Genomic DNA, 10579 nt, shown 5'->3' with positions numbered 1-10579 from the left:
GTAGAGCGGGTGGGCGATGTCGAGGCGCTGGAAGCGGAAGCGCGGATAGGCCGGCGTGATCGTCTGGGCGCACCAGAGGATGCCGTCCATCACCGGGTCGACACCGTCATAGCTGCCCCGTTCGGGGTCGAGATACTGCGTCAGCGGCACCGCCATGCGGCCGATGCCGCAGCCGATATCGAAGACGCGCTCATGCGGCATGAGCCGGCCGATCCGGACGAAGTGGCCGAGGAATTCGGCGCCGATGGCGCGATAGTCGCCATCGCCGACGAAGATCGAATCCGGCGGCGGATGCGGCATGAAGCGGTTGGTCTGGAGCCCGGCCAGCAGCCAGTCGAGCTCCGGCCCGGCCGGGGCGCTCGCGGGCGCCGGTTCGGGCGCGATCTGTCTCAGGGCCGTCATCGCCGTCATGCCGCGGTCGCTCTCCTGAAGCTGAAGCGGGGAACAAGGTCGGGTTCGCTCGGCGCCTGTGCCTGCAGCAGCGCGGGCTCGGCCGCCGAGGTCTCGAAGGCCTGCATCAGCGCGGCGATCTGCGCGTCCCAGCGCCGCATCTGCAGCCAGGCATTGTGCTGGGAGGCGGCGCCGCGCGTGTAATCGGTGCTCTTGGAGATCGACTGGCGCTCGAGATGGTAGAGCGCGACATCCGGCACATAGATGATGCCGAGGCCGGCGCGCCGGATCTTGAGGCACAAATCGCTGTCCTCGTAATCGCCGATCACATAGCTCTCGTCGAAGCCGCCGAGCTCGCCGAACAGCTCGCGCGCCATGACGATGCAGGCGCCGGTGACGCCCGGCACCGGGCGCTCGACACTGGCCGGCGCGTAGCTGCCCGGCATGCCCTTGAAGTAATGATGGTTGAGCCAGGTGCCTTTACTGTCGCGCTTGAAGAAAAGGCCGGCATGCTGCAGCGAGCCGTCCTCGTAGAGCAGCTTCGGGCCGACGGCACCGATCCGCCGGCGCTTGTCGAGCTTTGCGACCAAAGCCGGCAGCCAGCCATTGCCGACGGGGATCACGTCGGAATTGACCAAAGCCAGCGCCTCGCCGCGCGCCTGGCGCGCCCCGGCATTGCAGGCGGCCGAGAAGCCGCCATTGCGCCGCATCGCCACGAGCTGCATCGGCAGGCCGTAGGCGAGATGCAACCCGCCCAGGAGATGCGCGACCTCGGCCTCGTGTTCGGGAGAATCGAGCACATAGATCAGCTCGGCGTTCTCGGCGAACCAGGGATCGCCTGCAAAGGCCGCGACCTGCACGCGCAGGAAATCATAGACGCGGTAGAGCGGGATCACCACGGAGGCTTTCGGCCGGGCCGGGCCACGGCCGAAGGTTTTTACTTCAGGCTCCGGCCGATTCGCGCGCAACTCCTCCTGGCAAGCGGCGAGGATCGGCGCGAGCGTCTCCTCCAGCATCGCGCCGGTGAGATATTGCGGCGGGATCGCCGAAAGCGCCCGCGCGCGGATCGTGGCCGCGTCAGCCGGCTGCACGGGCGGGCGCAGCGTCAGCACCGTCCCCGATTTCAGCCTGATCTCGCAGCGCGGCTGCAGCACCGGCGCCCCGGCGGCATAGTCCGGGGCGAAGGCGGCGAAGCCGATGGCGGCCCGCGTCTCGCCTTCCGCCCCGCTCGGCAACCTGACCGGGAAGCGCTGGAGACGCGAGAGCATGGCGATCGGCTCGCCGGTGCCGCGATGCAGCAGCACCTCCTCCAGGAGATCGTCGGGATCGCGCAGATAGCCGCCGATCAGCAGGCCCGCCCGGTTGCAGACCGCGAGATCGAGCTCGGCGGCGGGCAGATCGTCGTTGCGGCGGACATGCTGGACGGCGAGAGGCGCCCGGCGCTGCATCTCGACGGCGAGAAGCCGGCCCTGCTCGGACAGGCCGGCGAGCTGCTCGATGACCCAGTTGCGCAGGCCGTCGCGGCTCGCGGCCTTGCCTGCCCACCAGCGGCCGAGCGAGGGCGCCGCTTGCCGCCCGGGCAGGGTCCTGACCACGAGCGAGCGCTCGCTCTGCAGGATCAGCAGGCCGCCGCCGCGCACCGGCGGCTCCTCCAGTACGAGGTGAAGCTCGCGCTGGCCGTTGCGATCGGCTGCGCCGAGGCGCGACGGCAGCTCGAGGCGCGTGAGGCCGGCGCCGTCCAGGCGGAACGCCGTGCGCAGCGCGTCGAGATTGGCGGGGACGACGGTCTCGGACAGCCATCGGCCCTCGACCAGCGCCGCGCTGGGCTGCATCGCGGCCGGCTCGGGAAAGAGAGCCAGGAGAAGCTGGCGCAGAAAGGACAGGTAGCTCGGGACCGCAGCGAGGTTGAACAAGGGCGGCCAGGCCCGCACCAGCGCATTGGCGAGCGCCAGCCGGGCCCGCGGCGTGAGGTCCTTCAGGACATCGTCGGGATCGGCCAGGCCGTGAACCAGCGCCGGATCGAAGGCGGCGGTCACGTCACCCTGCGGGCCGTGGTCGGAGAGGGTCGCGACGATGCTGTCATGGCCGGAGGAGCGGAAGGCGACGGCCAGCCTTTCGCGCCCGTCGCGCAGCCCCAGCGAGATCGAGGCCGCGGCGAGGCGACGACCGCCGCCCGTCAGCGCGATCGACGGCTTGCCGAAGGGCGAGGCTTCGAGCGTCCAGCAGAGCAGGAAGACCGAACCACCAAGGCGATGGAGCTCGAGCTGGGTCGGGGCCGCCACCGCCGTGGCGGCGGGCGCAAGTGAAAGCATGGGGTTCTCCTGCCGCACGGAGGGTCCCGGAGCGCTCGGCGAAGAGGGAAATCCACCTCCCGGGAAGCCGCGCGCTCCGGAGCGTTGTCGGGCGCGTCGCCTTCCGCCCGGCCGCTGCCGGCCGGGCGGACACGCGCGTCAGGACGATCAGGCGATCGAGAAGTAGCTGTGCGGATCGGCCTGGATGTCCTCGGCGGTCACGCCGACGAGGGTCAGGGTGTCGCCATGGCCGAGATCGATGACGGTGTTGCCGCCGACCGTGGTCGCACGCGCCGCCACGTCCTCGGCCGTCGCCACGCCGGTGCCGTTGATGTCATGCGCGATCTGCAGCATGTCCGTGCCCGCCTCGAAATCGAGGACGACGTCGTTGCCGCCGCCACCGGTGAAGACGAAGACATCGTGTCCGGCGCCGCCGATCAGGACGTCGTCCCCGGCGCCGCCGAAGAGGATATCGTCACCCGCGCCGCCGATCAGCACATCGTTGCCGTCGCCGCCATACAGGACGTCGTCCCCCTTGCCGCCCTGGAGAATATCGTCTCCCGCGCCGCCCTGAAGGACATCGTTGCCATTGCCGCCGGACAGGACATCATTGCCATTGCCGCCGAAGAGGATGTCGTCGCCATTGCCGCCGAAGAGCGCGTCGTCGCCCTCGTCGCCGTAAAGCACGTCGTCCCCTTTATCGCCGAAGATGAAATCATCCCCGTCGCCACCATGAACGAAATCGTCGCCGTTGCCGGCGTGGATCACGTCGCTGAAGCGAGTCCCAATCAAAAAGTCGTCGAATGCACTTCCTTCGATCGTCGCCATTCGGCACCTCCTAAGCGATCTGGTGAACCCGGACCTGTCCGGAAATCCGGCCGCAAATCCTGTGTCCGGGAACGGTTCCGACAGCATCGCAAGCGTCACGCCGTCGCTCGACTCTTAGAGGATTACTCAATGCGTGCGTCGCAGCAAGCTTTTTATTATGACTATTTTGCGATGCACAAAAATTTAGACTTCATTTTATTCGGCAATTCTTCCGACAATCCCGAGAATATACTTCCAATTTTGAAATATCCCTCGCCATCCGCTCCTCGCCTCGGGTCGCGTCAATCCTCGCGGAATGCCCGGTTGAAGCTGTCGGTGAAGGGCGAGATCAGATAATCGATCGCGCGGCGCGCGCCGTTGACGATCATGACCTCCGCGGTCATGCCGGCATGCAGCACGATCTTATGGCCCTTCAGGCTGTCGGGATCGATCTCGGCGCGCACGACGAAATAGGCAACGCCGGACTTCTCGTCGACGAGCTGGTCCGGCGCGACATAAGTCACCTTCGCCTCCAGCGGCGGCAGGGTCCGCGAGTTGAACGCGGTCAATCGTACGCGGGTGGGCGCCCCGACGCGCACCACGTCGATATCGCGCGGGTCGACCTTGGCCTCGACGATCAACGGCTCGTTCTCCGGCACGATGTCGAGGATCGCCTCGCCGGCCGTGATCACGCTGCCGGCGGTGCGCATGCGGATATTGGTGACGATGCCCTCCTGAGGAGCGGTCACGATCAGGCGGCGCAACACGTCCCGCGCCTGGACGATGCGCTCGATGACCTCCGACAGCGCCAGCTGGGCTTCCTGAATGTCGCCGGCGATCTGGTTCTGGCGCTCGAGGCTGATCGACAGGATCTCCAGATTGGCGCCGGCCACGGCCTGCTCGGCCTTGGCTTTGCGCGCGGCGAATTCGCCGGCCCGCCCGGAAAGCTCGCTCTGCCGGGTCTGCAGCTCGACGAGCTGGCTGCGCTTGGCGTAGCGCTTCTCGTAGAGATCGGTGAGAATCCGGACCTCGTCGTCGATCAGGGAGCGCTGCCGGATGGTGGCGTCGATCTGCGCGTTCAGCGCCTCGGACTCGGCCTGATGCTGTTCGATGACGCGCTGCTGGATGTTGATCTTGCCGTCATGGACCTGCGCGCGCGACTTGAACAGCGTGAGCTCGGCACGCAGCACCTCGCGCGCGATCGGGCTCTCTCCCCGCTCGACGATGTCGGGGAAGTCGACCTCGGCTGCATTCGCCTGCTCGGCCCGGAGGCGGGCGAGCTTCGCCTCCAGCCCGATCCGCTTCGCCTCGAGCTGCTGCAATTCCGCGCGGGCGCGGGCATCCTCCAGCCGCAGCAGCGGTTCATCCTTGGCGACCCGCTCGCCTTCGGCCTTGAGCAGGGTCTTGAGGATGCCGCCTTCGAGATGGCTGACCGTCTTGCGCTTGCTGTCGACGGCCACGACGCCGCTCGCCACGGCGGCATTGTCGAGCCGGGCCGTGACCGCCCAGGCGCCGAAGCCGCCGAAGCCGACACCGATCGCCGCCACCCCGGCGAGAACCAGGCTGCGCAGGCTCGGCACGCGCTCCTCCGGTTCCTGCCACGCGGCGGAGGCGACAGGCAGCATTTCGGGGCGTTTGATCAGGGAGTTTCCGGTCACGCCTTCACCTCGCGAACGGACGGAGCGGATGGGGCGGCATTCGCCGCGGCCGGCTCGATCTCCACGCGCCCGCCGGGCGTGATCATGCCGGCGATCGCCGCGCGCGGGCCGAATTGCTGGACGCGGCCGTCCTTCAGGATGAGGAGCTTGTCGACGACCTGCATCACCGAGGGGCGGTGCGCGATCAGAATGACGATGGCCCCGCTCTCGCGCGCGGCCGCCACGGCGCGGATCAGACTCTGCTCGCCCTCGGCGTCGAGATTGGCGTTCGGCTCGTCGAGGACGATCAGGCGCGGCAGCCCGTAGAGCGCGCGCGCCAGGCCGATGCGCTGGCGCTGGCCGCCGGACAGCTTGAAGTCGCTGTCGGCCACGCTAGTGTCGTAGCCGAGCGGCAGCCGGCCGATCAGCTCATGCACGCCGGCGATGCGCGCCGCTTCGAGGATCGCATGCGGGTCGGGGGTCCGCATGCGCGCGATGTTCTCCGCGATCGTGCCGTTCAGGAGCGAGACCGATTGCGGCAGATAGCCGACCATGGCGCCGAAGGAGCCGCGCTCCCAGAGATAGGTGCTGTGGCCGTCGAGATAGACGCCGCCGGCATTCGGCTTGAGGACGCCGACGAGAAGCCGGGCCAGCGTCGACTTGCCGGCGCCCGACGGTCCGACGATGCCAAGCACCTCGCCCGGCTCCAGCGAGAAGGACACGCCCTTGATCACGGTCTGCTCGGAGCCGGCTGGAGCGAAGATCACGCGGTCGACCACCAGATCGCCCTGGCAGGGCGGCGTCGGCACGGTCTGGCGCTGCGAGCTGCGCGACAGCACCAGCTCCCGCACCCGCTTCCAGGCGGTCGCGGCCAGCACCCATTGCCGCCAGTCGGTGATCATCGAGTCGAACGGCGCCAGCAGCCGGCCGAGCAGGATGCTTGCCGCCATCAGCGTGCCGGCCGTGACCTCCGCGCGGATGATCAGCACGGCGCCGGTGGCATAGACCGCCAGCTGCATCGTCATCCGGCAGGAGCGCGTCAGCGCCGCGATGAACTTGGCGCGGCGCGTGCCCATGTCGAGCTGCTCGATCATGACGAGCTGCTGTCCGCGCCAGCGCTGCGACAGCGCCGGCAGCATGCCCATCGCCTCGATCGTCTCGGCGTGACGCAGGCTGGAGCCGACCTCGTTGATGCTGGCGACGCCGGCCTCGTTGGCCTCCTTGAGGATCCGGCGGGTCAGCATGTCCGACAGCACCCCGAGCAGCAGCAGGATGATCAGCGAGGCCAGCCCGACCAGCCCGTAGACGGGGTGCAGCGCGAACAGCACGGCGAGGAAGACCGGCGACCAGGCGGCTTCGAGCGGCGTCGCGATGGCCGAGCTCGCGATGAAGAAGCGGATGTCGTTGAGATCGCGGATCGCCTGCGTCGCCTGGCCCGAACCCTGCTCGAGCGAGGCGCTCACCGCCGCCTGCAGGGCCGGCAGGTTGAGTCGGCGCGCGAAGATGCTGGCCATGGTCTGGAAGGTCAGCGAGCGGATGAACTCGATCGTGCCATAGAGCGCGAGCGCCCCCACCGCGACGACGAGCAGCATCGTCAGCGTGTCGTAGCTGTGGCTGACGGTCACGCGGTCCTGGACCTGCATCATGAAGAGCGGGACGGTCAGCAGCAGCAGATTCACGCACAGGCTGAGAGAGCCGGCATAGCCGAGGCCGCCCACGAACGACCGCTGCAAATCCCTGACCAAGGCGTCGGAGGCGGTCTGCACAGCCTTCATTCCTATCTCCGGAAAGCGAGGGTTGCCGAGCCAGAAGGATGACGTCACCATTGGGCGACGCCGACCAAGCGTCAGCATTGGGAACGTGATATGCGCGGAGTGTCAAGATTATGACAGATTAGAACTCTATCTCCTCACGCAGCGACTCAGCAAATGCGGCGTGATTATGGGATATTTCGAAATTCGAAGTAGTTTCCATCTAATTCACGTTTGATAAATTCTTATCTTTTGGCCACGCAGTATGGCACGTGCTTTGCCATAGGCTTCACTGGGGAAAGGGAGAAAAAAGGGTGGATTGTCCAAAACTCGATCAGACGGGGTAAGGAATGCACTTCAAATTGCATGGCGGCGGGCAATTTTCAGGCAGATCCTTGAACGGCCATCACCAGCCCAACGGCGATGGCGATCTCGAGGACGGTCCCGAGCGAAGGCTTTCCGCCTTTGATCTGGCCCGTGTCATCGAGCGCGTGAGCCGAAGATTTCTCGACTATCTGCGCCTCGAGCTGGGCAAGCTCGGCATCGAGGACATCTCACCTGCGCAGGTGATGATTCTGTTAACCATCGGGCAAGGTGAGATCGCGGTCCGCGACCTGCTGGATCGCGGGCATTACGGGGGCTCGAACGCCTCCTATAATCTCAAGCAGCTCGTCGAGAGCGGCTATCTCGATCGAACGGCGTCGCCACGCGACCGCCGGCTGGCCAAGATCTCGCTCTCGCCCAAGGGGCAGATGCTCTGCGAGCGGCTGCGCCTGCTCGACGAAACCAGCCAGTTCAGCCAACGCTCCGAGAACGGAACCGAGGCCGATCTCCTGACGACTCACGAAACCCTGCGCCGTCTGGAGCAGTGGTGGAACGATTCCCTCCGTTACGGCGGTGTCTTACTGGCCTCATGCATATCCTATTCGTTCATCGTGCAGGATCTGGTCAGTTCGCTTCTTTGATCGCGAGCCTCGTCGCCCAGGGCGACGAGGTCACGCTGATCACCGAACGCCCTGCGCAGGAGCAGGCCGGCGTGCGGCAACTGACCTATGCGGTCGGGGAAGCATCGACACAGCACCCGGCGCTTGCCGCCACCGACTATCATCTGCGCACCGGGGAGGCCGTTGCGCAGATGATGGCGTCCCTGAAGACGACCGATCCGCCCGATGTCGTGATCGGGCACACTGGCTGGGGCGGGCTTCTCTTCGCGCGCGACGCGCTGCCGGACGCCGCCTTGATGGGTTACTGCGAATATTACTACCGCAGTTCCGGATCGGATCTGGATTTCGGTGCGACCGCGCCGATCCCCCTGGCGGAGCGGCAGCGCATCCGCATGCGCAACGCCGCGCAGCTCCTCGCTCTCGACACGCTCGACGCGGCCTACGCCCCGACGCAGTGGCAGCGCCGGCAATATCCCACAGCCTATCGTCAGCGCATCGCCGTCTGCCATGACGGGATCGACACCGCACTCTGCCGGCCCGAGCCGCAGGCGCGCTTCACCTTGCCGGATGGCCGCGAGCTCGTGCCGGGCGCGCCGGTCGTCACCTTCGTCGCGCGCGACCTCGACCCCTATCGCGGCTATCCCCAGTTCATGCGCGCCGCCGCCATTCTGGCGGAACGCGATCCGGACCTGATCTTCGTGGCTGTCGGTGGCGATGGGGCGGGCTATGGCCGCCCGCGCGACGATGGTCGCGTCTGGCGCGAAGCGATGCTGGCGGAAACCGGCCTGGCCGATCGCATCGTGCACATCCCCTGGCTGCCTCATGACGAACTGATCAGGCTGTTCCAGGTCTCGGCGGCACATGTCTATCTGACGGTCCCCTTCGTGCTGTCCTGGTCGCTGCTGGAGGCGATGGCCTGCGGCTGCCTCGTCGTCGCCTCCGACACGCCGCCGGTGAGGGAGGTGGTGCGCGGCGGCATCAACGGCCTGCTCGCCCCGTTCGACGACCCCGCCTTACTGGCGCGGCGCATCGGCGAGGCGCTGCGGCACGCCCCCGCGATGGCGCCTCTGCGCCACGCCGCACGCGAAACCATCCGGGCCGGATATGAACGCGAGCGTTGCGTGGACCGCCAGATCGGCTGGATTCACAGGCTGAGCGGCTAGCCGCTGCTGCGCGCGAGCATTTTCGGGCGAAGCGGATCGATACCAATGCGCATGAGGAAAATACTCGGGCAGCCCGACCTCAGCCGGCGCGCCGCGAAAGGCCGGCGGGGGCTTGAGGCGGCGCTGAAGGCCTCGACCAGCTCGCCGGTCGGCCGTCCGCGTTGGCGAAACAGGAAGATCGGAACCCGTATCGCCGGCCGGAAGCTGCGGAAGACGAGGCCGTGGCCGTCGCGCATCCGCGCTATCGGCGATGCCGACGCCGCAACCGGCGGCGAGCGCCGCGTGCGGCCTCGCTTCACTGCCGGCCTCTTTCCGCGCCGATCGCCTCAGGCCGTTCCGGCCGGCCGGCGGGCGTCGGCGTTGACGCGCTCGACATCGCTGCGCGACAGAGCGAGATCGGACAGGCCGCGCTCGTCCATCGCATAGAGAGCGCGCGCGCTCGCCCTCGCATCGAGCCAGGCCTCGAGCTGCAGCAGGAGTTTCAGGGCGCCGCCGCGCGAGCGATGGGAAAGGGAAAGCTGGGCTGTGGCTGGGCTTGCGAACATGGCATGCCTCTCAGGTGACTTGATTGCCCGGGAATCTGCGCCTTGCCGCGGCGTCAAGCAAATGCGAAGTTCTTCGCATTGCCCAAGTTGAGCTTGGCCTGTCATGAGCCGCCGCCATCTTCCGCCATTGGCCTCCTTGCGCGCCTTCGAGGCTGCCGCCCGGCATCGCAATTTCGAGAAGGCGGGCGATGAGCTGGCTGTCACCGCCAGTGCTGTCGGCCAGCATGTCAGGGCGCTCGAAACCTGGCTGCGGCGCCCGCTCTTCATTCGGCTGCCGAGCAAGGGCGTGGCCCTGACCGAAATCGGCGAGCGCTATGCCGCGACCGTCTCGCAGGCGCTCGACCAGCTCAACGAAGCGACGGCGCGGGCCTTGCGCCCGGAGACGCCGAATGTCCTGACCGTCAGCACCTTGCCGAGCTTCGCCCTGAACTGGCTGATTCCCCGGCTCGGCTCCCTGAAGGAGCGCCAGCCCCATCTGGAGGTGCGGGTCGAGATCTCGGTGAGCCTGACCGATTTCGCCCGCGAGAACGTGGACGTGGCGATCCGCTCCGGCCGCGGCGGCTATCCGGGCCTGCGGGCGGATCTCCTGATGGAGGAGAATTTCTTTCCCGTCTGCAGCGCCTCCCTGCTCGGCGATCCGGCCCGGCCGCTGCGCGAGCCGGCGGATCTCAGCCATCACACCTTGCTGCACGAGATCCCGGAGGGAATCCCCGACTTCGTCACCTGGCCGCGCTGGCTCGCGGCGGTGGGCATGTCGCAGATCGACGCGAGCCATGGGCCGCGCTTCTCGCATACCTTTCTCGCCCTGCAGGCTGCCGCCTCGGGACAGGGCGTGGCGCTCGCGACCAATGTCCTGATCGGGGATTATCTCGATGCCGGCCGTCTGGTCCGGCCCTTCCCGGATCAGGTCAGGGGTCCGCACCAGTATTATCTGGTCTGCCCGGAGGCGTCGGCGCAGCGGCCGGCGATCGCCGCGTTCCGGCAATGGCTCCGCGACGAGGCGGCAGCCCATCGCCTCGCGGCCGGCCCGGGATGACCGCGTCGTTCCGCT

10 protein-coding genes are annotated in these 10579 nt (G+C 67.5%); 3 read left to right on the top strand and 7 right to left on the bottom strand.

Going from position 1 to position 10579, the window contains the following annotated elements; genetic code table 11:
- From AB4Y99_RS04705 to AB4Y99_RS04685, 5 genes are all read right to left on the bottom strand, one after another.
- Window positions 1-402 (bottom strand): class I SAM-dependent methyltransferase (locus tag AB4Y99_RS04705; protein WP_441522548.1); only part of this gene is annotated, 402 nt, incomplete at its 3' end.
- Between the two features lie 5 nt (window positions 403-407).
- Window positions 408-2702: a glycosyltransferase gene (locus AB4Y99_RS04700; protein WP_441522546.1), complete on the bottom strand. Its 2295-nt coding sequence runs from the start codon at window positions 2700-2702 to the stop codon at window positions 408-410.
- Between the two features lie 147 nt (window positions 2703-2849).
- A complete protein-coding gene (locus AB4Y99_RS04695; RefSeq protein WP_038363243.1) occupies window positions 2850-3509 on the bottom strand; it encodes a calcium-binding protein in 660 nt (219 codons plus the stop codon).
- A 281-nt stretch (window positions 3510-3790) separates the two neighbouring features.
- Window positions 3791-5146 carry an HlyD family type I secretion periplasmic adaptor subunit gene (locus tag AB4Y99_RS04690; protein ID WP_441522545.1) on the bottom strand — a complete coding sequence of 452 codons (1356 nt, stop codon included), beginning with the start codon at window positions 5144-5146 and terminating at the stop codon, window positions 3791-3793.
- Window positions 5143-6900: a type I secretion system permease/ATPase gene (locus AB4Y99_RS04685; RefSeq protein ID WP_441522544.1), complete on the bottom strand. Its 1758-nt coding sequence runs from the start codon at window positions 6898-6900 to the stop codon at window positions 5143-5145. The genes AB4Y99_RS04690 and AB4Y99_RS04685 overlap by 4 nt, the downstream gene beginning before the upstream one ends.
- A gap of 326 nt (window positions 6901-7226) precedes the next feature.
- On the opposite strand from AB4Y99_RS04685, the gene AB4Y99_RS04680 reads away from it, so the two are divergent.
- Together AB4Y99_RS04680 and AB4Y99_RS04675 are read left to right on the top strand one after the other, a co-directional pair.
- Complete coding sequence (locus tag AB4Y99_RS04680) at window positions 7227-7841, top strand: MarR family transcriptional regulator (protein WP_133565511.1); 615 nt, start codon at window positions 7227-7229, stop codon at window positions 7839-7841.
- A complete protein-coding gene (locus AB4Y99_RS04675) occupies window positions 7838-8983 on the top strand; it encodes a glycosyltransferase (protein ID WP_441522543.1) in 1146 nt (381 codons plus the stop codon). Before AB4Y99_RS04680 ends, AB4Y99_RS04675 begins: the two co-directional genes overlap by 4 nt.
- Here the strand turns inward: AB4Y99_RS04675 and AB4Y99_RS04670 are convergent.
- Both AB4Y99_RS04670 and AB4Y99_RS04665 read right to left on the bottom strand, forming a co-directional pair.
- Complete coding sequence (locus AB4Y99_RS04670) at window positions 8980-9219, bottom strand: hypothetical protein (protein WP_441522542.1); 240 nt, start codon at window positions 9217-9219, stop codon at window positions 8980-8982. The genes AB4Y99_RS04675 and AB4Y99_RS04670 overlap by 4 nt on opposite strands.
- 90 nt (window positions 9220-9309) lie before the next feature.
- A complete protein-coding gene (locus AB4Y99_RS04665; protein ID WP_038363236.1) occupies window positions 9310-9528 on the bottom strand; it encodes a YjiS-like domain-containing protein in 219 nt (72 codons plus the stop codon).
- Between the two features lie 103 nt (window positions 9529-9631).
- Here AB4Y99_RS04665 and gcvA point away from each other — a divergent pair, with 103 nt between their 5' ends.
- A complete protein-coding gene (gene gcvA, locus AB4Y99_RS04660; RefSeq protein WP_441522541.1) occupies window positions 9632-10564 on the top strand; it encodes a transcriptional regulator GcvA in 933 nt (310 codons plus the stop codon).
- Window positions 10565-10579: the final 15 nt, after the last annotated feature.

It is taken from the genome of Allobosea sp. TAB14 (assembly GCF_052113865.1).
Taxonomy (GTDB): Bacteria; Pseudomonadota; Alphaproteobacteria; order Rhizobiales; family Beijerinckiaceae; genus Allobosea; species Allobosea spartocytisi.
The sequence above is the reverse complement of the archived record's forward strand: the minus strand, read 5'-3'. Positions and strand labels throughout refer to the sequence as shown.